Source organism: Acetobacter nitrogenifigens DSM 23921 = NBRC 105050 (assembly GCF_000429165.1).
In the GTDB taxonomy this organism is placed as follows: domain Bacteria; phylum Pseudomonadota; class Alphaproteobacteria; order Acetobacterales; family Acetobacteraceae; genus Acetobacter; species Acetobacter nitrogenifigens.
In genome coordinates, this window is record NZ_AUBI01000006.1 from 138,272 (window position 1) to 160,479 (window position 22,208).

The 22,208-nt window shown below is 59.9% G+C and carries 20 protein-coding genes, 2 tRNA genes and 1 pseudogene; 7 read left to right on the forward strand and 16 right to left on the reverse strand.

The features are described from left to right. Positions 1 to 47 precede the first annotated feature (47 nt). A complete protein-coding gene (locus G442_RS21835) occupies positions 48 to 761 on the forward strand; it encodes a S24 family peptidase (protein ID WP_211229136.1) in 714 nt (237 codons plus the stop codon). Between the two features lie 23 nt (positions 762 to 784). Here the strand turns inward: G442_RS21835 and G442_RS0110410 are convergent. From G442_RS0110410 to G442_RS0110440, 7 genes are all read right to left on the reverse strand, one after another. After that, positions 785 to 858, reverse strand: a tRNA-Pro gene (locus G442_RS0110410). Positions 859 to 946: 88 nt separating this feature from the next. After that, positions 947 to 1,504 (reverse strand): MerR family transcriptional regulator, encoded by a 558-nt coding sequence (locus tag G442_RS0110415; RefSeq protein WP_084440510.1) that lies wholly within the window; start codon positions 1,502 to 1,504, stop codon positions 947 to 949. Continuing rightward, entirely contained in the window at positions 1,501 to 1,824 is a 324-nt protein-coding gene (locus tag G442_RS0110420) for an integration host factor subunit alpha (RefSeq protein WP_026397949.1), read from the reverse strand. Before G442_RS0110420 ends, G442_RS0110415 begins: the two co-directional genes overlap by 4 nt. Positions 1,825 to 1,884: 60 nt before the next feature. Further along, positions 1,885 to 2,850 (reverse strand): beta-ketoacyl-ACP synthase III, encoded by a 966-nt coding sequence (locus tag G442_RS0110425; protein ID WP_026397950.1) that lies wholly within the window; start codon positions 2,848 to 2,850, stop codon positions 1,885 to 1,887. Positions 2,851 to 2,911: 61 nt separating this feature from the next. After that, positions 2,912 to 4,021 (reverse strand): phosphate acyltransferase PlsX, encoded by a 1,110-nt coding sequence (plsX, locus tag G442_RS0110430; protein WP_026397951.1) that lies wholly within the window; start codon positions 4,019 to 4,021, stop codon positions 2,912 to 2,914. Between the two features lie 76 nt (positions 4,022 to 4,097). After that, the gene (gene rpmF / locus G442_RS24405) at positions 4,098 to 4,301 is read right to left on the reverse strand and encodes a 50S ribosomal protein L32 (protein WP_084440511.1); all 204 of its coding nucleotides are present in this window, start codon (positions 4,299 to 4,301) and stop codon (positions 4,098 to 4,100) included. A 149-nt stretch (positions 4,302 to 4,450) separates the two neighbouring features. After that, complete coding sequence (locus G442_RS0110440) at positions 4,451 to 5,023, reverse strand: DUF177 domain-containing protein (protein WP_035376468.1); 573 nt, start codon at positions 5,021 to 5,023, stop codon at positions 4,451 to 4,453. Between the two features lie 169 nt (positions 5,024 to 5,192). Here G442_RS0110440 and G442_RS0110445 point away from each other — a divergent pair, with 169 nt between their 5' ends. Next, positions 5,193 to 5,783 (forward strand): outer membrane protein assembly factor BamE, encoded by a 591-nt coding sequence (locus G442_RS0110445; RefSeq protein WP_084440512.1) that lies wholly within the window; start codon positions 5,193 to 5,195, stop codon positions 5,781 to 5,783. A 48-nt stretch (positions 5,784 to 5,831) separates the two neighbouring features. Here G442_RS0110445 and G442_RS0110450 read toward each other — a convergent pair whose 3' ends face one another. The 5 genes from G442_RS0110450 to def form a co-directional block, all read right to left on the reverse strand. Continuing rightward, complete coding sequence (locus tag G442_RS0110450) at positions 5,832 to 7,199, reverse strand: ATP-binding protein (protein WP_026397954.1); 1,368 nt, start codon at positions 7,197 to 7,199, stop codon at positions 5,832 to 5,834. A 279-nt stretch (positions 7,200 to 7,478) separates the two neighbouring features. Next, the gene (locus tag G442_RS0110455; RefSeq protein WP_084440513.1) at positions 7,479 to 8,249 is read right to left on the reverse strand and encodes a response regulator; all 771 of its coding nucleotides are present in this window, start codon (positions 8,247 to 8,249) and stop codon (positions 7,479 to 7,481) included. After that, positions 8,239 to 8,796, reverse strand: a complete 558-nt coding sequence (locus G442_RS0110460; protein ID WP_026397956.1) for a MarR family winged helix-turn-helix transcriptional regulator — start codon at positions 8,794 to 8,796, stop codon at positions 8,239 to 8,241. Before G442_RS0110460 ends, G442_RS0110455 begins: the two co-directional genes overlap by 11 nt. A gap of 3 nt (positions 8,797 to 8,799) precedes the next feature. Then, positions 8,800 to 9,417, reverse strand: coding sequence for a ubiquinone biosynthesis protein COQ9 (locus G442_RS21845; protein ID WP_051292194.1), 618 nt, complete (start codon positions 9,415 to 9,417; stop codon positions 8,800 to 8,802). After that, entirely contained in the window at positions 9,414 to 9,965 is a 552-nt protein-coding gene (gene def, locus G442_RS0110470; RefSeq protein ID WP_026397957.1) for a peptide deformylase, read from the reverse strand. Before def ends, G442_RS21845 begins: the two co-directional genes overlap by 4 nt. Positions 9,966 to 10,186: 221 nt before the next feature. On the opposite strand from def, the gene rpsU reads away from it, so the two are divergent. Together rpsU and G442_RS0110480 are read left to right on the forward strand one after the other, a co-directional pair. Beyond that, a complete protein-coding gene (gene rpsU / locus G442_RS24410) occupies positions 10,187 to 10,390 on the forward strand; it encodes a 30S ribosomal protein S21 (protein WP_084440514.1) in 204 nt (67 codons plus the stop codon). A gap of 391 nt (positions 10,391 to 10,781) precedes the next feature. After that, positions 10,782 to 10,858: transfer RNA gene (locus G442_RS0110480), tRNA-Arg, on the forward strand. A gap of 308 nt (positions 10,859 to 11,166) precedes the next feature. On the opposite strand, the pseudogene G442_RS21855 reads toward G442_RS0110480, so the two are convergent. The 4 genes and pseudogenes from G442_RS21855 to G442_RS0110500 form a co-directional block, all read right to left on the reverse strand. Beyond that, positions 11,167 to 11,406 (reverse strand): annotated as a pseudogene (locus G442_RS21855) (recombinase family protein); the annotation flags it as partial. Between the two features lie 491 nt (positions 11,407 to 11,897). After that, a complete protein-coding gene (locus G442_RS0110490) occupies positions 11,898 to 12,491 on the reverse strand; it encodes a contact-dependent growth inhibition system immunity protein (protein ID WP_026397959.1) in 594 nt (197 codons plus the stop codon). Next, positions 12,488 to 13,738 (reverse strand): endonuclease toxin domain-containing protein, encoded by a 1,251-nt coding sequence (locus G442_RS0110495; protein WP_026397960.1) that lies wholly within the window; start codon positions 13,736 to 13,738, stop codon positions 12,488 to 12,490. The genes G442_RS0110490 and G442_RS0110495 overlap by 4 nt, the downstream gene beginning before the upstream one ends. 244 nt (positions 13,739 to 13,982) lie before the next feature. Next, positions 13,983 to 15,371 (reverse strand): DUF6311 domain-containing protein, encoded by a 1,389-nt coding sequence (locus tag G442_RS0110500; RefSeq protein WP_146882251.1) that lies wholly within the window; start codon positions 15,369 to 15,371, stop codon positions 13,983 to 13,985. Between the two features lie 1,173 nt (positions 15,372 to 16,544). On the opposite strand from G442_RS0110500, the gene G442_RS0110505 reads away from it, so the two are divergent. Genes G442_RS0110505 through nirB form a run of 3 tightly spaced genes read left to right on the forward strand, consistent with a single transcriptional unit; the run spans position 16,545 to position 22,207 of the window. Beyond that, complete coding sequence (locus G442_RS0110505; protein ID WP_026397962.1) at positions 16,545 to 17,756, forward strand: MFS transporter; 1,212 nt, start codon at positions 16,545 to 16,547, stop codon at positions 17,754 to 17,756. Then, the gene (locus G442_RS21860) at positions 17,753 to 19,285 is read left to right on the forward strand and encodes an alginate export family protein (RefSeq protein WP_084440516.1); all 1,533 of its coding nucleotides are present in this window, start codon (positions 17,753 to 17,755) and stop codon (positions 19,283 to 19,285) included. The genes G442_RS0110505 and G442_RS21860 overlap by 4 nt, the downstream gene beginning before the upstream one ends. A gap of 18 nt (positions 19,286 to 19,303) precedes the next feature. After that, positions 19,304 to 22,207: a nitrite reductase large subunit NirB gene (nirB, locus tag G442_RS0110515; protein ID WP_026397963.1), complete on the forward strand. Its 2,904-nt coding sequence runs from the start codon at positions 19,304 to 19,306 to the stop codon at positions 22,205 to 22,207. Position 22,208 lies beyond the last annotated feature (1 nt).

Sequence of the window (22,208 nt, forward strand, 5' to 3'; positions counted from 1 at the left end):
AGAGAAATATGCGAGACTTCGGGCCGTATTTTTTGGGGGATGGTTTGTTGAGAGAGTCGAAGCTTTCCGTCGGATCGGATACCATCACAGCGCGCGCTGATCGCCTGAAGGTGGCGATCAGGTTCGGTGGGGGCAATACAAAGGTTGCCGAGCGCTCTGGCGTGCCCTTCAGTACGTTGAGCAATTATCTGGCCGGCCGCGATATGAAGGCGGATGCGATGGTTACGCTCGCTCGCGCATGTGGGGTGTCACTGTCGTGGCTTGCGTCGGGCGATGGAGCAATGACGAATGATCCGCCCGAACTGGCAATGCAGAAATCAGACTCCGTGGTGTTGAAATTTTTTCATGCCGAGCCGTCCGCGGGAAGGGGCGTCACCCCTGATGAGTGGGAAGGATATGACGAATACGAACTGCCCCGTCATTTTCTCGCGGGCGTTTTCGGGACCTGGAAAAAGGATTTATTCTTGGTCCGTGTTCAAGGCGACAGCATGCAGCCGTCTATCAATCCAGGCGATGCGCTCCTTGTGGATTACACTCCCGACGCCTTGGCCCAGGCTATATATGTGATGAATTTCCACGGTATGTTCATCGTCAAGCGGTTGGCGATCAAGGACCGAGAAACCTTCACAGTAACAAGCGATAATGCCCGTTATCCGTCGTTCGATGTGCCTGTGGAGCAGGTGGCCTGGGTGCGTGCTGGCGAGGCGCGTGACCTGACGATTATTGGCCGCGTGGTGGCTAGATTTCAGCCAAATATTTGATGAGGCGGGGGATGTTCTCGATATCGGGCAGGCGGGATTCGAACCCACGACCCCCAGTCCCCCAGACTGATGCGCTACCAGGCTGCGCTACTGCCCGTCATATCGGTGAGCCTGTGTTAGCAGGGCGTGGAGAACGCTGCAAGCCCACGCGTTCGCCACAGTAGTTGCGACTCCGCGATTTCGACCTACCCTAGATAGTGGCGCAAAGCCTCCAGCTCCACCAATATCTCCGACAATTCCTCTCGAAGGCGATCGGCGCTGACGCGAGGAATCGGGGCGACAACGAGCGGGGTAGGGCTCAGATCAGCGGGCGCAGCAAAGCGTTCCCTGTCCAGAACTGTGTCGTGATCCATGGAGTTGGATGTGTGAGACGCATCAGATTGGCTGGCTACATCTTGATCTTCGGGACGTTCGCTCTCCTGTCCGCGCAAAACGCGTTGGACGCCACGAATGGTGTATCCCTGAACGTATAGAAGCGTAGAAATGCGCTTGAGGAGTTCGACATCCTCCGGGCGATAGTAACGCCGCCCCCCACCCCGCTTGAGCGGCTTTACCTGTTCAAAGCGCGCCTCCCAGAAGCGCAGCACATGCTGGGGAACGTTCAGCTCGTCGGCGACCTCGCTGATCGTTCTGAACGCCAGCGGTCCTTTTCGCCCTTTCAGGTCCCCGTCTTCAGACGCCTGATCCGCAGACGGCGGCAAGTCTTCACTGAAATCAGCTGATCCAGCCGTTTCGCTGGTCATTCGTCCAGATCCACATCGGTTTCAGTTGTAAGCTCCTGCCCATTCGCCTTGGCGCGAAGTATCTGGCTCGGCCGGAAAACGATCACGGAGCGCGGAAGGATTGGAATTTCGACGCCTGTCTTGGGATTGCGCCCGCTGCGACGCCCCTTTTTGCGCACCATGAATGTTCCAAAGCCGCTGATCTTGACGGTCTCGCCCGTCTCCAGCGTCTGTCCCATCGTTTCCAGAACAGCTTCAAGCAGGGCGGTCGAGTCGCTTCGCGACAGTCCGACCTGCGTGTAAATCTGCTCCACCAAACTTGCGCGCGTAACAGTGCTCATGGAACGAGGGTAACACGCCATGATCCCTCGTCAATCGGGACACGCAACGTGTGCAGCGCTCTATATGCGGGCGAGCGCGGACCCCCAGGTCAGGCCACCGCCCAGTGCTTCCATCAACACGAGATCGCCGCGTTGGATGCGTCCATCTCGCACGGCTTCATCGAGGGCAAGAGGGATCGACGCCGCAGAAGTATTCGCATGGCGTTCGACCGTCACCACCACGCGTTCGATCGGCATCTGCAGCTTGCGCGCGACAGCCTCGATAATGCGGATATTAGCTTGGTGCGGCACCAGCCAGGAAACGTCCGCGTAGGTCAGTCCCGCAGAATCAAGAGCCTCGTCAACCGACGAGGACAGCTTGGCCACAGCGTGACGAAATACATCCCGCCCGCTCATGCGCAAGTGACCTGGATGCTCGCGGCGTCCAACGGCGCCGTCTACATAAAGCAGATCGCCCGTAGAGCCGTCGGCGTGCAGATGGGTCCCGATCAGTCCGGTCGATCCGTCGCCATCGGTTGCGCGCAACACCACGGCGCCTGCGCCATCGCCGAAAAGTACAGCGGTTCCACGATCAGACCAGTCGAGAATCCGCGAATAAACCTCGCTGCCGATGACCAGAATCGTGCGGGCCTGCCCGGATCTGATGAACGCATCCGCGGACGACAGGGCGTATATGAAACCACAGCACGCCGCTGAAACGTCGAATCCGAAGCCGTGTGCGACGCCGAGTTGGTGCAAAACGCGCACCGCCGTGGATGGAAAGGCTTGATCCGGCGTGGCCGTCGCCACGATGACCGCGTCAACATCCTTCGGCGCGATGCCTGCAAACGTCAACGCCCTTTCGGCCGCCCGAGTCGCCATGCTGACCGCGGTATCTTGTTCGCTGGCGATATGACGCTGGCGGATGCCGGTTCGCGCGCGAATCCACTCATCGGACGTGTCGAACCGTTCGGACAGCTCGTCATTTGTCACTACGCGTTCAGGCAGGTAGCCGCCAAAACCAACCATAGCGGAGCGAGTCGTCATATCTATCTACTCTCAAAGCACGAAAACGGCCCCGCGCTACGAACGCAGATTCGACGCCGCTTCAGGTTGACAGCACCGCGTCCTCACGCTCCTGCCCGGCTGCGGACTTTCCGCCCGTAAGGGACGGCATATGCAGCAGGCCTTCGCGGATGCTTTCGTTGAAGCCGTGCGTGACCATATCCATAGCCACATCGAACGCCGACGCGAAGCCCTCCGCGTCCGTGCCTCCGTGGGATTTGACCACCACGCCGTTCAGGCCGACGAACACGGCCCCGTTGTAGCGCCGGGGATCCAGCCAGTCGCGCATGCGCTCCAGAGAGGGGCGAACCAGAAGATACCCGATTCGTCCCAACAGGCTGCTGGTGAAGACCTGTTTGAACAGGCCTGACGCCAGCTTCATTGTCCCTTCGCCGGTCTTCAGCGCGACATTGCCGGTAAATCCGTCGGTCACGACGACGTCCGTCGTGCCTGCCGTAATGTCGTGGCCTTCGACGAAGCCATAAAACTGCGAGGCCAGAGGGCTTTCGCGCAGCGCTTCCGCCGCCTGCCGCAATTTCTCGTCGCCCTTGAGTTCTTCGGACCCGACGTTGAGGAGCCCTATAGTGGGCGCAGGAAGGCCAAGGACGGCTTTGGCGAAGGCGCAGCCCATGACGGCGAATTCGACCAGATTGCGCCAGTCGCACGTGACGTTGGCCCCGAGGTCCAGCATCACGGCGTCACCCTTCATGGTCGGGTTGATCGCTGCCATCGCAGGGCGCGAAATACCCGGAAGGGTTTTGATGACAATCTTGGCGAGCGCCAACATGGCCCCGCTGTTGCCTGCGGAGACCACGCCAAGGGCATCGCCGTTCGCAACCGCGTCCATGGAGAACCGCATCGACGAGTCGCGAACCCGCAACGCCGCCGTGGGCTTCATGTCCATCGCAATTGCAGAAGCGGCATGCCGGATCGTGCAGATCGCCGCAGCCTTGGGGTGCTTCGGCAGTATCGCCTTCAGACGGGCTTCATCGCCGATAAGGAGAATCCGTACGCCCGGATGACGATCAGCCGCCACCGCGAGTCCCGCGACAACGACCTCAGGGCCGCCGTCGCCGCCCATGGCGTCGATCGCCAGCGCGTAAGGCTCTTCGGGCGTCCCGGACAGCACGTTGGAGCTATCAGTCATGCTCATGAACGGTTTCAGCCAATCCGATCCAAGCTGGCAGCCGCCGCGTCAAAGCGACAATAGTCTCCCCGGCGGCCGTTTTTCAGGCGCGAACTGCGACCTTAAGCGCCTTGCCGGCGGCGATGACTTCACGGCCGTCGTAGTGTCCGCAGTGGCTGCAGATGTGGTGCGGACGCTTCAGCTCGCCGCAGTTTCCGCATTCAGCGCTGGATTCGACGCGAAGAGCCTCGTGGCTGCGACGCATGCCGCGACGTGAGGGGGAAGTTTTTCTTTTAGGTACAGCCATGGGTCCGAGCCCCTCCAAACTGGAATCAGCCCGGAGCCGCATAGCGCGATGCCGGACAAAAACATCAATTGAGCGGGGGCCTCTACCAGACAGACGGTGGTTTCGCAAGAACCCAACGGTCTGTCCGGTTGCAGATCCCCGCGTCTCATTTATTTTTGACGCCGCTTCAACTGCTCCAGCGCCGCGAAGGGACGACGCGTCGAGCCACCGCTCTCTTGCTCGCCGCTCTTGTCCGCGCCGCCTTCCTCCCCCCGCCATTCCGCTGGAACTTCGACGCCTGGCTGACGCGGGTACGGATCGAGAATGAGGCCCAACTGCTCCGTGGCCGCCTCTCCAATGTCGATGTTGTCGCCGGCGTAAGGCGTCTCGTCGATGGAGTCGACATCGCTGAGATCGTCCTCGCGCATGTCTGTCTCCGGGACGAACCTGACAGCGAAGCGCTCGACCAGCGCGTCCTCGAACGGCTCCAGCGTGACGACGCAGATTTGCGTCAGGCGTGTGGTGAGCGTCGCCTCGGCGAGGACGCGCCCGCGGGATTCGGCGCTCAATCGGTAGCGGCATGAAAAGCTTGCGATCGCAGGCAGCCCGAGGCGCCGGGCCATAGCATTTCTCTCGATTTCATTGGCTTCTATCGAGACTTCCCGCGGAGCGCCCGACTGGCTGCTGCGCAACGACCGCACCAGGATCGGGCGGGAGAATTCGAGAGATTCATGATCGGCCATATTCTGCAGTCCCCCAACGCGCCCGGCGCCTGATGGCGTCGCCGTCCGACATGATTGACAGAAAGCATGCTATCAGGCACCGGACAATCAAGTCCCGCGATTTCCGATCGACGCCCGGCACGTGGCGTTAATCGGACCGCAGCGCCTGCGAAGGATAGCAGACCTCTCGATGCCAGCACGCGAAACGCCCCTGTCTCCTCCGTTTGGACTCCGACCGCGCGGCGGCCGCGCTGCGCTGGTGCCGGTGCTGGCTCTGATCGGTTCCGCGTGCCTGCTTTCGGCCTGCTCGTTCTTTCAATCGCCACCGATGCCGCGCGGCTCGCTCATCGAGGCCGATGACTATACCCAACTCAAGCCAGGCGTCAGCAACCGCGCGGACGCGATTGATCTGTTGGGATCCCCGACGACGAAGGCGACCTTCGACGACAATACATGGATTTACATATCCATGATGACCATACCGGAGCCGGCGAGCTTTCCGCGCATCACCAAGCAGCAGGTCGTCGTGCTTAATTTCGATCCGGCTGGCACCTTGCGTTCCTTACGGACGCTGGATCTGAAGGACGCCAAGAAGGTTGGCATGGTTGGCGCCGTCACCCCGACGCCCGGCACCAAGATCAACGTCATGCAGCAGATTCTCGGCAACGTCGGACGCTACAACCCAATGTCTGGCATGGGCAGCACCTTCGGCGGGTCGACTGGCCCCATGGGCAGCAACAACGGTCCTGGTCACGCCGGCTCCGGCAACACCTTGCCGTAATCGGGATTCAACGCGTCAGTTGAGCGCCTGACCACGAACGTTCAGGCGTCAACGTGGAAGCGTAATCTTTACATTGAGGCCGCCCATCCGGCTGCTCTCCAATCGGATTTCTCCCCCATGCGCTCGCGCGATGTCGCGCACGATGGTGAGCCCGAGACCCGTTCCGCCGCCGCCTCCACCGCTGCTGAACGCACGGAAGACATCCTCTCGACGGTCTGCCGGTATGCCGGGGCCGTCGTCGTCGATTTCGATCACCGCCATGTTTCGCTCTCCGCGCCCGGAGAGCCAGACGCCTGCGCCATGTCTGCGCGCATTTTCCGCGAGATTGCCGAGCATCCGGCGCATCGCGTCCGGACGCGCCTGCAGCGTAATGCCGGGACTGCAATCCACCGCATGCACCGCGACGCCGGCCCGCCGCGCCGACGCGGCTACATCGTCGAGTAGTGTGGCCAGATCCATTGTGACGGGGATCTCCGCGCCCTCTCCACGCGCAAATGAGAGGTAGCTTTCGATCATGCGCTCCATTTCCGCGACGTCGGCGACCATGTCGGCGATATCTTCGCGGAGCTCAGCGGCGTCCAGAGAACCTGCATGCGGCAACATCGCCAGAGATAGTCGCATGCGCGTAAGTGGGGTGCGCAGGTCGTGCGACACTCCGGCCAGCACGGCGGTGCGTTGTGACACGAAGCGAAGAATGCGGTCCTGCATACGGTTGAACGCCACTGCGGCCTTGCGCACTTCCTGCGCTCCTTCAGGGCGAATCGGCCCCGGATCGCGCCCAAGGCCGAACTGTTCGGCGGCTTTCGCCAGCCGACGTATCGCCCGCACCTGATTTCGCATGAACAGTGCCGCGACGCCGAATAGCAAAATCGATCCGCTAAGCGCCCACAGCACGAACAGCCAGATCTGCCCGACATCAAGGCGTTTTCGCGGCGCCTCCACGGCGAGCACGCCGTCCGGGACCTGAATATCGATGAACACCGTATGCTCGTCGCGCAGCCAGTCGATGAAAAACGGATAGGCGACGATCTCCTGCATGGCGCGAACGAGGTCATCGTCCATGGGGCCAAGCACATGCGTCGATCCGAACCGCGTTAGCCGTTGTCCGGGTCGCCACGTCATCGCCAATTGAGTGCGATTGCGCGCCGTTGTGATCAGCCACGCCCGATCGCCGCGTGCGTGGTAACGCTCCATCAAATCGAGGGACAGCGCGATCTCCGAAGCAACGCTGTCCGAAAAACGACGTGAGACGACGCGTAGGTAGTTCCCGTAGAAAAGTTCGAGAGCGATGCCCTGCGTCACCAGTAGCGGAAGCAATAGAATCAGCAGTGAACGGGCGAGAAACGAACGGGGCAGCACACGGCGCACCGATCTGTCGACGCGCTCTTCGCTCCACATGCCGCGCCATCGTAACATGCCGAAAATCGTCGCCTCCAATAGGAACCGGTCGTCAGTGGGCCAGCGGCCGCTCGGGCACCTCGAATGTCGTCGGGCGAGGCTGTTTAATCGTCAGGGCAGCCTTTGCTCTGGGCCGAAGGCAGGAGCTCGATCATTGGACCGCCATGAGAGGAACCCATTAATTTTCGCCCTATCATACACGTCCGGCAGATTGGCGGCGTCCATCGAAAGAAGGCATGGCGGCCTCGATATGCGAATGCTTGCTTCAAGAGCGGAGGCAAAGTGGTCGGAAACGTCCTAAAAGCCCGGCTTTAGAACATACCCCTTGCCCCGAATGGTGTGCAGATAGCGTGGCTCTCGCGGGTCCGGCTCGATCCTGCGCCGAAGCCTCGTCACCTGTACGTCGACAGCCCGCTCCCCGATTTCCGTCATGTCCAAGGCTATGGCGATCTCTTCGCGCGACAGCACTTCGTTAGGGCGGCGCGAGAGCGCTGCGAGAAGCGCCGCCTCGCCGCCGGTCAGATGCACCGGGCCATTTTCGCCCGTCAGCACGCCACGCGCCGGATCGAACTCGACCATGCCCAATCTTACGACACGCAGGTTATCCGCTGGCGCCGAGGGCGTTAGTCGCCGCAGATGCGCTTTCAGGCGCAGCAGCAATTCGCGTGGTTCGAACGGCTTGCCAAGATAATCGTCAGCCCCGGCTTCAAGGCCAGTGATTCGGTCCTCTGGTTCGCCACGCGCCGTCAGAAGCAGGATCGGGATGTCCAGTCCCTGTGTCCGCAGTGCGCGTGTCAATTCGAGTCCCGTTTCCCCAGGCATGGTCACGTCGAGCACAATGGCGTCAGGCAGCATGAATCCCAGCGCCTGCCGCGCCTCAAGCGCCGACGCCGAGGCGGTGACACGGAAACCGTGCTCGACCAGATAACGCTGTAACAGCCGCCGCAGGCGAGGATCGTCGTCCACCACCAGCACGTGGGCGCCTGACACGCTTTCGTCGCGCGCCACCTGAAAGGGCGCAGGCCGTTCGTCGAGAACGCTCTTGTCTCCAGCCTGCTCACTTGCCATCGCGAGATCTTCCTTTCATAGGCTCTCTCGTCTGGGGCGAACCTCCCAGAAGCGCCTTGCTCTCAGGCGTCAGCAACCCTCTGAGCACATGGCGGAATCCCGCAACGGCTGGGCCGCCTGCGTCACGATAAGCGGCGACAAGACGCTCCCGCTGCACACCGAATAGCCGTGCTTCGGCGGCTTTTCCCGTCGCAGTCAACTCCAGAAAGCGGCAGCGACGATCCTGTTTCCCGGCGCACGCCGTCACCATCCCCCGATCCTGTAATTCGGACAGCGTTCGCGCAAGACTCTGTTTCGTGACCGCCAGGGCGTCTTGCAGGGAGCCGACGGTCATTCCGGGGTGAAGCGCGAGCATCTGCAGGGCTCTATGCTGCGCGCCGCCAAGTTTCAGTTCTTCAAGCACCGGGGCTATAGCCTCGCCCATGTCGCGCGCCGTCAGGATCAACAATTCCTGCGCGAGCCTGAGCTGCTGTTCGCGTAAAAAAAGTACGCCGTCGCCGGGTGCATCCTCAGCGTCAGTCGATGTCTTGCGCTGCTCGATCGCCATGGTTCAGCCGACGCCTGGACGAAAGCGCGTAGAGAATTTTTGCCGACAGGCGCCAATACGCCGCGCGCGTTCAAGTCCGGCGTCAAGGGTGCGCTCGACTCTTCCTCGATCATCGCTCGCAAGCCACGTTGCGAACGTAGGGGCATATACGGTGGACAGGGACACGCGTTTTGTCGCCCAGGTGAAGCCTGTGGCATCGTCGCCTGCGGCTTCCCAGATCGCATTTACTGTCCTCATCGCAATACGCGCAGCAGCGGCCTGCCCGCCTGGTAGCGTCAGAAACGTCACTGCGCGGCGCTCTGCCGCCTTGTAAGGCGTCAACGCATCCAGCCGCGCCAGCACGGCGCGCCGTACGCGCCGGCTCAGGCGGGGCTCCGTTGCTTCCGCCCCCTCCATTGCGGTGAGCATCCACCGATCGGCCAGATCGCCCCAGGCTTCAGTGACCGCGCGCAGTCCGCCCGGAAACAGGAGGTCGGCGTCGGGGCCAGCAGCTCTCTGAAGGGTCGCTATCGACCAGCCTGCCTGCCCGGCCTCTTTGGCGAACGCTTTCAGCGCCGAGTCGCGTTCCTCGCTGCATTCGATCGCTCGGGGGGCGGCGAGGCGCGTCGCCAGCCCGATCACGAACGGGCGCCTTGAATCTGGTCAAGCCGGAGATGGCGTTCGGCTTCAGTGTCAAAGCCGATGAGACGCAGATCGGTCATGCGCATTGGGTACAGAACGCCATCAAGGTGATCGACCTCGTGTTGCAGCACATTCGCCTGAAATCCGCCGACTTCGCCGGCGACTCGGTCGCCCCGCCGATCATATCCCTCATAGAAGACCCGCGTGTAGCGCGGCACCCAGCCGCGCAGGCCCGGAATAGACAGGCAGCCCTCGAGGCGCAGCGTCGTCTCGACGCCTGAAGGCTTTAGCACCGGATTCACCAGCACCTTGACGCTGTCGTCCTGATCGCTCTCTTCCTCGACGCGGCCAGGTGGTGTGCGATATACAATTATTCTTTTTGAAACATGCACTTGTGGAGCCGCGAGTCCAGCGCCAGCCGCATCAAACATCGTCTCGATCATATCGTCGATAAGGCTCTGCACAGCGGGATCGTCAATCGCGTCGACGCTCTGGGCCGGTGTGAGAAGCACAGGGTGCCCCATGCGTGCTATCTTGAGTAACGCCATAAGACAAAGACCACCCCTGCAGACTGCACGAACGATAGCCCGATGCGCCGTTCAGGAAAACGTGTTCAGCGGAATCGAGTTGTCTTTTCCTGTTCGTCCGTGCTAAGCAGCGGCCCTCTTCGACGTAAGGGCGTCTCAGGTCGCCGCTTTCGTCCTTACCAATCGGCATGAATCCGGCGCGCCGTCACGGTCACCAGGTTCGATCAGGAGTAGACCACGCAGTGCAGGTTCTCGTTCGCGACAACAATGTCGACCAAGCTCTCAAGGCGCTCAAAAAGAAAATGCAGCGCGAAGGTATTTTCCGCGAGATGAAGCTTCGTCGTCATTACGAGAAGCCGTCCGAGCGTCGTGCGCGTGAAGCGGCCGAGGCCGTGCGTCGCGCCCGCAAGATGGAGCGTAAGCGTCTCGAGCGCGAAGGCTTCTAATCCGCCTTTTCTGGACAGATTATGCGTAAAACCGGCTTCGTCTGAAGCCGGTTTTTTTTTGCCTTCTCTGATGCGGCAAGCTGAACCGACGCAGGAGAACCCACTTCGCGTGTCCGGCGGTTTGCCTTGTCGTGCTGGGGTTCGAGCGAGCAGGTTGATGAAGCGCGAGACTGACATTTCTGGCGCGTGTCTGTAGAGACGCCGATTTTTTTGCCCGTTCTGGCGCTCGCCCGGTCATGTAGCCATGCACGGGTGATCATGAACTTTCCTATCAGACCATAGGAGTTTTTTCCCTCGAGTGTTCAAGAGGGGCTCGCAGAGAGATTTGTGTCTGAGGCGTGAAATAGGGGGTTGCAGAGACGAATCCTCTCGGCTACATAGCCCCTCGTCCGCACCCGTAGCTCAATTGGATAGAGCACCAGACTACGAATCTGGGGGTTAGAGGTTCGAGTCCTTTCGGGTGCGCCAGATTATTTCTGAAAATTTTTGAAATTGACCTTTCGGTCTTTTTCCTTGTCAGAAACTTCCCAACTCACTCCGGACACATCCCATACGGTGCCTGGCCCGCGCCACTTGCAGGCTGTGATGTCCACTCGCTGCTCACGTTAGCGACGTCTGGCCTCAGGCCAGGACAGGGTGTCTGGCGGCGCTGAAACCGTTTCACGCTCTTATCCCCAACATGATCGAGATCCGGCTGCGACGCGAGGCGCTGAGGGGGGCGTCACACGTCTGGATGGCTACCTCGCCAAGGCTCTCGCTCAGCGCTGGAGCTTGCGCTCGACGAGCACCAGCAGATCTCCCGTGGAGCGCGCCAGGCGGTCCGGCTTCGTGGCCACGAGAGCGTCACCTTTGCGCAGGAACGAGATGGCAGTGGCAAGCTGCGGGCGACTGTCCTTCACGGCACTGATCCGTTCGGAGAGCACCTTCTCGCAACCTGCCGCCCGAAGATCCCGCCCCTGCGCAGCAAGGCCCGCGTCCTGATCGGTGGTGCTGACGCGCGCGTATCCGATTTTCACGGCAAAAATGTTCCAATAGAGCGCCTTGGGATTATGCCACACAGTCCCAAATTCCGTACAACGCGTGTGGAGCAATAAACAGGGAGTCCCGCACTGCTCCGCTAGGCATGCCCGGGTGAAACGTTTTGGGTGCGTTACTCGTACGGCAGGTCTAGGGATTGTTGGTGGAACCGGCTTGATGCGGCTGGATAAATTCTTGTTTTGAAATGTGAAATTCGTAGTAATCGAATGGTGCTGGGCCTAGTTTTTCATATGTTATCTAATTACCATTGCAATGGGGGAAGCAGAAGGTTCGATTTCGGCCGCAAACCTTACAGTCCTGACCTCACTCGCTGATACTCCCCGAGGAATGCGCTTCATATTGGCGTGTGGCCAAACCGGAGCGTCGCTCCGGCTTAAGCCTGAGCCGCAGGCGTCGAGAAACCGGAACATACGCCCGTCGCCCTGAAAGCCGTGTCGTCGCAGGAAGGCATGGATGTCATGGCCCGTGGTCACTCTGGCTTGGGCCAGTTGATTTTCTGCGGCCTCTGCGCCTCGCACCGCGAGAGCGCCTCACGAACGGCCAGACCGAGTTCCTCGTCGGATGCGGACAGGGAAATGTGTATCCGCTTGTCCTGATGCTTCGCATTGTCAGGCCACGCGCTGTGTCCGCCGGCGCGCCGCTTGCTCGCCGTGAGAATAATGATGTCGTCGACCCGGTAATGCCAGGTTCCGAACACCAGATCGCATCGTTTGCCGATATCGACGACTTCCTTGTAGCCGTAGGTTGTGGCGATATCGGCCTCGAAAGCCCGACGCCGCGCTTCGGAGACAGGCTTCATTGCGTCAAGCCCATCGGAATCGATCGGCCCTGTCGGGTTGCCGAAATACTCGCTGGTCTCGATGGCCTTGCGGAAGTTCTCGCCGATCCATTGCGGCGTGGCCTCCTCCCACGACGCATGCGCGCACCAGCCCGTGCGCGAGAAGTGCTGCCCACCCCAGGTTTCCAAAGATTTGATCGAGATATATTTTGGCGAAAGAACAACATCTGCATTTTTTCTGTGCAGCCAGGCGATGCGCTCGGGCGTGAGGTAGGGGTTATTCATGTGATGGCGTCGATCTCGAAGGTCAGCGGTTTGTTCGCGGCGCCATAAGACACCATTTTGGCGGCGGCCCCATGGTAAGCCAGACAGATCTGCTCCCATTGTGCGTCCGTAGTCACCGGTTTGTCGTCTGCGTCTTTGTCGTCACGCACGCCAAGTTCAAACGTATAGGATTTGATGTCAGCCTGCTGGAAACGCACGACCTGGTTCGTTCCTTCACGGCTTGCGTCATTATCATACGTCATCGCCATTTTCTTCAGATCGGCCCATATCCGGTATTTAATATTAACCGGCTTGTCCCTTAAGGTGTCGAGGCCCGTGTTGATCGTCTTGTCGCTGACGGCGTTGCCAGATTTCTCATTCCAGTGATCGAAGACTTTCCAGTTGGACTTGTGGTCCTGCAGCCAGACATAGGACCCGTCCGGGCTGCCGCCGTTGAGCTTTTGCTGCACATACGCCTCATATGGGGTTCCCTGAAGCGTCGGACCAACGCCGCCGCCTGACGCGTTCCAGACGATCCCGTCGGTCTTGTAGGCGTCAGGCCAGTCTCTCTGGTTGACGATCTGCCATTGCGCGTTGGCGGCTGTAATCTGCCCCTTGTTGGTCACCGTCTTCGGCACATCACGCTTGAACTGGTCTATGTCCTTGCAGGGCTGCTGCGGGTTGTTCTGGTCGTCCATGACGACGGAATTCACAACGCCCTGATCGACGGTGGCGCTCAACATCTGCGCGCCGCCCTGTATCAGAACGTTGCGCGCATCCTGCGTCGTCCAGGCGTTTTCCATCAGGGGCTGATACAGCATGCTCGCTACGATATTGCGGGCCTGATCGCTCGAACTGGCGAGGTTCGTGATGTAATCGCCAAACGAGGCGTTTGCGGGTAGCGCCTGATAGGCGCCGGTCTCGCTCGCCCAGTCGGTGGAATTCTGTCCCTGAACGACCTGCCAGCCGCGCGAGAGGTTGTATAACGCTGCGCCCGCCGTCTGCAGTTCGGCGTCACTCGGCGGCAATTGGCCCCAGTCGGCGTAGACGTTCTGGATCTGGGTCTTCGCGGCGTCGCTCTGGGTCAAGGTCTGCACCGCGCCCCAGAACGTCGTCTGACGCGCGCCAATCTGTTGCTCCACACTGCTGATCCACGCGTCGTTTGTAGGGACGGTCTGTCCCGTGACGAACTGCACCTGCTGTTGCAGGATGTCTGAGTCGAGCGTCGCCAGTCCCTGATACGCAACAGCGCTTCGAATACCCTGCAAAGTTGCTCCGTTCGCGAGGTTCGCCTGCCGAAAAATTAATAACTTACTTCCCCTACGGCACCCTGTTCGTTGTTGATTTTTGAGAAATATTTCGAACTGGCAGAGCATCTATCGACAACGAGTGGCGCTCATCAGATTGAGGTGCGGGGCGTTTCCCTGATGTTGCAGGCGCCCTTGGCTTTCAGACGTCAATGATGATGATCTTCCCGTTAACCTCTGACGATAGGAAAGCGGTTCCGTGACCTCAGAACGCGGCGCCGTCGATCACCGTGACGACGCCATTGTTGCGCGTTACTGTTGGATCGTTGAGGTTGCCCGACGCACGCTGCTCAGGACACGATACAGCCCTCGGCTGGCGCGAGAAATAAGCGTCATTAACAGCTATATTGTGCCGGGCGGCAAGGTAAGCCAATTGTGCGTAGCGCCACACGAGTTGCGGTTCACAGGCGAGCATTGGCTCCAGTTGTAATGCAGTCGCGCCGTCCAGACGGGCGTCAAAGCGAGCCTGTTCCGCCGTAAAAGGTGTTGCTTCCCAGCTTAACGCCAGACGTGCGTCCGCACGCAGCTGCTCAGTGTCAAGAAGTTGCACGGTTACGCCAAAAGCCAGCAGCCATAACCGCCACCGAGTGAAGACCGCAAAGCGTACACAGGCAATCATTGCGAGATCCAGAACTGGCCAGATCAATCGTAGACTGACCCTGCATTGATCAACCGTGTCAGCGACGTGGACAAGCGAAAAGTAACGCAGCCAGTTGGCGATCACGTGGCCCTGGGTTGCACCAAGAGCCAGCGCCAGAACTGCGAGAAGCAAGCCGCCATGGTTTCTGATCGCTACGATCAACTGCAATCGTACTTGAGCGAACAAGAGCAGAACTGCCGGCATCACGATCAGTCCGGCGCCCGCATAAGCGACGCCGGCGTCGACGCTGGGTAGTGAGTCGGAAATCCACGTCCACCGCGGAACAAGGCGAACGACGGGTCCGAGAAAATCGCGTAGCAAAAGGGGATACAGTGCGACGTGATTAGGTTGAACCGCGTCCAGACCGATCATGCGAGCCAACAGACGGATCGCAAGTAGCGTCATGCCCAGGGCGCAGCTTGACGCGGCTGCTGCGGGCCACTGTCCTCGCAGAAGCGGCGTCAACACTCCGGCGCCGAAGACTGCGAGCACCATCAGCATCAGGTAGGGATGGATAAGCAAGCAGGCGATCGACAATGTGGACAGCGCCACCAAAAGCCGAAGCGAGGTTTGGCTGTGGCGGACAAGACGAAAGTAGAGCCCGAACGCTGTTAAAACGACGAAATGACCTGTGAGCGCCTGCTCCGCAGGCTCAGCGACAATATGAGGTATGCCGATGGACAGTAATGCGACCGCCACGGCTGAGCCGATGTCGCGGCAGCCTGTGCCGCGCAAAGCGAAGGCAGCTGCGATCGGCTGCATCAGGTAAGAGAGCGCCAGATATGGACCAAGCGATTGTTCCACCCACGGCGTGAGCGGATGAAGCGCTTTGAAAATAATTGCGACGAGGGGATTGCTGTCAGTCAGTGATATTGAAACACCGTTCGCCAGTTTTGGCGCTTCCAGAAGCGGCCAACTCCATGGCTGGTGCAGAAAATAAAGTAACCCTGTCATATGTTGCAGATCGTCGAATGTAGCCGCTCGTGCTCGCAACAATGACGGGTCGTTCAAATATTGATCGGGGACGCCGATCAATCCGGCGGGCAGCTTCCCGGTGATTACACGTAAAGGCAAACAGCGGAGCGCGAAAGCGAGACCAACGACAGCGGCCAACCCGTAACTAAAAAGACGAACGGTCAAGGCGCGTAAAGTGACGATTTTCACAATTTTATACCTGACACGATTGCGGTCTGGTCAACGGCTCGACCATTTTAGTCACGAGGTCAACAGTGAATTCAACTCATTTACGCGAGATTATGACTGCATAAAATAGCACACTTGGAATTATTTTCTATTCGGGAGAAATGCCATGTGCTGAGCAGCCAGATTTTCAAATATTGTCGGGTGTGAGGGGCTTTGAGGCTCCAACGAAGATACAAAAATCTCATCGAAAAACGTCAACATCGGACGTTGAAGCCAAAAACTATCGACGGCGTTGAACGTGCGTAGGTTAAATGCATTTGTGAGTGTCATATTCCTCCCCGATTATTTGCAGAGATACTCGGTTTCATGTGAGGTTGCCGACTCAAGGTGGTCAGACATGCGCTGCATGGGTCCAATCCTTGCGGCGTCAATAGTGTCAGCCTTCAGGAACCTCGAAAGTTCTTTTTATGTCAGGAAGGAAGGGCGAAAGCCGCTCGTCTGTTTCGTTCAAGCTGTCCCTCACCCCTCATCGCCAGCATCCGCCCCGAGTATCCTCGCCCTGACCTCATAGGCCCGCACACCCCTCAGCCCCGCTACGCCCCCTTCATGCCCGTTATCCGTGGCGCGGAGGTGGTCATTTTTTGAATAAAATATCCGATATTTATTTTCAATTATATATAATTAGTTATAATTGAAACTAACTATTCTTCAAAATTAATATGTTGTCGATTTATGTACGGATTTATAATATAAATATACCTGCGTCTGCAGTGATATTGACCCCGCTGTGATTTCCTCACCGGTCACACCTCCTTCAAACATTTTGACTCCAGATCGTTCCGGGGTTTAAGCTCCAATCAGGTGAGCGCCCGTCAGCGGCGGCGCGGCGCGTTACGGACCCGACATACGACGAATCAACGAAGGTTCGTCAGCCCGATCAGGGCGTGATGTCTGCGCTCGCGCACGCATCATTCGGAACCGATTGTGGACAGAGGCTTCCTCAAGGCCGGTCACGCGCCGACATTGCTCGCCGCCTTTCTCTATTTCGACGTGTCGTTCATGGTCTGGGTGCTGCTCGGCCCGTTGGGCGTTGCGATCGCTCACGATCTGCATCTTGACCCGGCTCAAAAAGGGCTTCTGGTTGCGACGCCCGTTCTGGCGGGCGCAGCCTTCCGCGTCGTGGCCGGAGCAGCCGTGGACCTGTTCGGCCCGTACCGGACGGCGATCGCAGCGCAGCTGATCGTGATCGTCGGGTTGTGGACGACGTGGCTGATGGCTCCGCATAGCTATTCTGCGATGTTTGGTGTGGCGCTTGTCCTGGGCGTTGCAGGGGCGTCCTTCGCCATCGCGCTTCCGCTGGTGTCGGGATGGTACCCTGCGCGTTATCAGGGGACAGCGCTGGGGATCGCAGGCGCAGGCAACTCAGGCACGGCGCTGGCGGCGCTGTTCGCACCCGGGCTTGCAATGCTTGTCGGATGGATCAACGTTCTGGGGCTTGCAAGCGTACCGCTTGTCGTTGTTCTCGGGGTTTTTCTGGCGCTTGCGCGGGAGCCGGCTCGTCGTTCAGACGCCGGCGGAATCGCATCGTGGTGGCCGGTGCTTCGGTCTGCCGACTGCTGGTCCCTGATGCTGTTCTATGGCGTGACGTTCGGCGGTTTCGTGGGACTCGCCTCGTTCTTGACCATATATTTCAATGATCAATACGGACTTTCTCCTGCCATGGCCGGGGCCTGCACGGCCGCCATCGTCTTCGTGGGATCGTTCGTGCGGCCATTGGGCGGCGCCTTGGCGGACAGGATCGGCGGTACGCAGGCTCTCACCCTGCTCTACGCCGCCGCCGCCGCCATCTTTGCAGTGATCGCAATCGGGCTGCCGTCTATTATGCTGGCATTTCCGACCTTTTTTCTTGGCATGATCGTGCTCGGGCTCGGTAACGGCGCCGTGTTTCAACTGGTCCCGACGCGATTTCCTCACAAGGTTGGCATTCTGACTGGCCTCGTCGGCATGAGTGGCGGAGTGGGCGGATTCTATCTTGCCGCCTCCCTGGGCGCGGCGCGTCAGGCAAGCGGCTCATACGGGCCCGGCTTTCTCGCCTTTTCTGGCGTCGCATTGCTTGCTCTCGTGTGTGTCCTGTTCTGCAGGCGGCGTTGGACGCAGCAGCCGGCGCCCTGGGGCGCAGCGGAGGCCGCACAATGAAGTTGCGCGCGTTGGGTTTCGCGCCGCTCACCGGGTTTGTGCTGGCGGCCCCCGCCCACGCCACGCCCGGGGGTAGCTCCGATTATGGCGTATTCAGCGCAGGCAATGGCGCGGCCGCAGGTTTTGGGATCGTGGGGGCCGCCGGACAGGCCCGCTGGGCCGAGGACTGGTCCTCCCTCACTTCGACGCCACCGGAGCGTCGTCGCGAGGACTGGTTCAACCGCCTCAAGCACGTGAAACTGACCGACAAAGGGGACGTCTGGATCTCGTTTTCGGGTGAGGAGCGGCTTCGCTACATCTTCGAGAATCAGCCCGTCATGGGAACGGCTGGCAAGACGGACGCCAGCCGCCTTTTGCTCAGAAGTCAGTACGGCGCGGACCTGCATCTCGGAGAGCATGTCCGTGCTTATGCAGAGTTCCTGTATGGGAACGCTGGCGGGTCGAACTATTATGGATATCAGGCTGGCACCCAGCGCGAACGCCTTGATCTTCAGCAAGGCGTCCTCGAGATCAAGGGCGCACTGCTTGGAGCGAAAACCGGCGTGATAGGCGGCAGGCAGGTGTTTCTAGACGCGCCTGTTTCCATGCAGTCCGCACGCGACCTGACCAACGTTCAGCAGACTTGGGACGGATTTCGCGGTTATGCGATCTGGAAAAGGTTCAGGGTCGATCTGTTCGATTTCGTTCAGACCAACAAATTGCCTCTTGGCGTGTTCTCCGATGGCACGAATTACAATGCGCGCATGTATGGCGCCTACACGTCCACAGCCCTGCCCGCATTCACGCTGATGGGGCACAGGAACCAGCTGTTCGCCGACGTCTTTTACATTGGTTACCTTTACGGCGGCGCGCTGGCCGCTTTGCCGACCGCAGCGCAGGGAAAATCACAGGCCGGGTCGACGCGTCGTGACAATGTCGGAGCGAAGCTCTGGGGTACGGTCGGCCCGTTTGGCGTCAATCTGACCGGCGTCTTTCAGGGCGGGCAATTTCGCCCGGCGAATGAGTCTCAGCCTACGCGCGCGGTGCGGGCCTACGCCGTCAACGCCGCCGTCATCTACGACAGGCGAGACCTCGCCTGGCGTCCGTCGGTTGGTGTTCAGGCGGATCTGTTCTCAGGCGGATCTTATCATTCGAAAGACGGCGCGGTCGGGACATTCGCGACGCCGTACTTTCCGTTGCCCTATTACAACGACGTCACGTTGTCCCTGACGTCGCAGAATCTCGTTGGCTTAGGGCCAATCATGGATTTTGCGCCGACCAAAAACTTCCACATCAAGCTGCATGTTCCGCTATTCTGGCGAGCCAGCACCAATGACGCCGTCTATGCCGTCGGCAAGACCTACACATGGCGCGACAACCTGTCGGGCGGCTTTATCGGCACGATCCCGCAGGCGCAGGCGGCATGGAATTTCGCGCCGCACTGGACCTGGACAGAGGATCTCGCGGGCTTCGTGGCGTCGCATGGAATGCATCAGGCTGGCGCAAAGAACGGCGTCTTCATCATGCAAACCCTGGCCTTCAGATTCTAAGCAAAGGACACCCGAACCATGGCGGAAAAACCGAATATCATCGTCGTCGGCAACGGCATGGTCGGCCATTACTGCGTCGAACAGCTTGTAGCCCATGGCCTGCATGAGAATCACCGCATCCATGTTTTCGGTGCGGAGAAACATCCGGCTTATGATCGCGTCCATCTCACGGAATACATGACCGGCCAGAACGCTCTTTCCCTGAGACTGCACCGGGACGATTTCCATGCAGCTCATGACATTGCGTTGCATCTGGGCGTCAACGTCACCGACATCGATCGCGCCGCGCGCATCATCCAGACTGACGCAGGGCCATATCCCTATCAGTCGCTCATCATTGCGACGGGGTCCTACCCGTTCGTGCCGTCGGTTCCGGGTAACACCGGCAGCGCAGGGCTGGTCTATCGCACGCTCGACGATCTCGACGAGATCCGCGCGGCAGCCAAAGATGCGCGCCATGGCGTCGTGATCGGCGGCGGATTGCTGGGGCTTGAAGCCGCCAATGCGGTCAAGTCGCTTGGTCTCGACGTCTCGGTCGTGGAGTTTGCGCCGCGCCTGATGCCGGTGCAGCTCGACGCAGAGGGCGGCGCCGCGCTCCGTCGTCGGATCGAAGCGATGGGCATCGAAGTTCGGACCAGTCACGTCACGCAGGGCATCGAAACCGGAGATTCTCGCCGTCACAAGCTTACATTCGCCAATGGCGACGTTCTGGAAACGGACCTCGTCGTATTTTCGGCGGGCATTCGACCGAATGACAAGATCGCGCACGCATGTGGACTTACGTTGGGCCTGCGTGGCGGCGTAGCGATAGACAACCACTGCCGCACCTCCGACCCCCATATCTTTGCGATCGGTGAATGCGCTGCGTGGCAGAACCGTTTGTTCGGCCTTGTCGCCCCCGGTTATACCATGGCGCGCACGGCGGCGGCCGTGATCGCGGGTGAGGACGCGGCCTTCACAGGGGCTGACATGTCCACGAAGCTCAAGTTGCTGGGCGTTGATGTTGGTTCGATCGGCGACGCGCACGGCGCCGAGGAAGGCTCCACAAGCTATCGCTTCATAGGGGAGGCGGACGGATCCTATCGCAGGCTGGTGCTCTCGGCGGACGGGTCACGGGTTACGGGCGCGGTTCTGGTCGGCGACAATGCGTATTACGACACGATCCTGCAGTTTGTTCAGAACGGCATCAAGCCGCCTGCAGATCCTGCCGCGCTGATCCTCCCGCGTGGCGAAGGGGCGGAGCTTCTGGGAGCGAGCTCGCTTCCGGATACGGCCATGATATGCTCCTGCCACAACGTCACCAAGGGCGCGATCTGCTCCGCGCTCGATAATGGCTGTACCGATCTCGCGAGCCTCAAGGGGATCACCAAGGCCTCCACGGGCTGCGGAGGGTGCGCGGCGTTGTTGAAAAGCGTGTTCGAAACAGAGCTTTCCGCCCGCGGGATCGAAGTGGATCACTCGCTGTGCGAGCATTTCTCGCACACGCGGCAGGAGCTGTACTCCCTCGTGCGAGTACACGGCATTCGCACGTTCGAGGACCTGATGGACCGTCATGGCAACGGCGGCCTGGGGTGCGATATCTGCAAGCCCGCCGTGGGCTCGATTCTCGCATCCGCATGGAACAAGCCGATCACCGATCCGGCTTATATTCCGCTGCAGGACACGAACGATACGTTCATGGCCAACATGCAGAAGAACGGCACATATTCGGTCATGCCGCGAATTGCCGGGGGCGAGATCACTCCGGACAAGCTGATCGTTCTCGGCTCGGTCGCCCGCAAATATGGCCTGTACACCAAGATAACCGGCGGACAGCGGATCGACCTGTTCGGGGCGCAGATCCATCAGCTTCCCGATATCTGGGGTGAACTGATCGAGGCCGGGTTCGAAACCGGCCATGCATATGGAAAATCAACACGGACCGTAAAATCCTGTGTCGGCAGCACATGGTGTCGCTACGGCGTGCAGGATAGCGTAAGTCAGGCGCTCGATATCGAGAACCGTTACAAGGGGCTGCGCTCTCCGCACAAGCTCAAGTTCGCCGTCTCGGGCTGCACACGCGAATGCGCTGAAGCACAAAGCAAGGACGTTGGCGTCATCGCCACCGAAAACGGGTGGAATCTCTACGTCTGTGGAAATGGCGGCATGCGCCCCCGTCACGCCGAGCTTTTCGCGACTGATCTCGATTCTACAACGCTCCTGAAATATATCGACCGTTTCCTGATGTTCTACATCCGTACCGCTGACAAGCTGCAACGCACATCCGTTTGGCGGGAGGGTCTCGAGGGCGGTCTGGATTACCTCAAGGACGTCATCATTCACGACTCGCTCGGCATTGCCGAAGAGCTTGAGCAGCAGATGCAGGCTGTTGTCTCCACGTATCATTGCGAATGGCGCGACGCGCTTTCGGATCAGGAAAAACTCAAGCGCTTCCGTACATTCGTGAACGACAGCCGTCCTGATCCGAATATCGCGACTGTGCCCGAACGCGACCAAGTGAAGCCAGCCGATAATACGCCAGCCTCTCCAATCGCCCTCGGACCGCAGGATTGGAAGGCGTTGTGTGGCGAGAGCGATCTGGTCGCGCGTTCCGGCGTCGTCGCGTGGGACGACGGCGCCCAGATCGCCCTGTTTCTGATTCCGGAAAGCCACGGTCGTTCAGCGGAGGTCTTTGCCGTCGACAATCACGACCCGTTCTCGAACGCCAACGTCATCGGCCGCGGTATCATAGGCGATATTGCAGGGCAATTTGTGGTCGCCTCCCCACTATACAAGCAACACTTCCGCCTGCGCGATGGCGTGTGTCTTGAGGATCAGACGAAGCGGCTGCGGACTTGGGACGCACGTATAATCGAGGGGCGTGTCGAGGTCCGCGCACGGGATAGAGCCGCGGCGCGGCAGTCGGATCTGGCGCCCGTCTGAC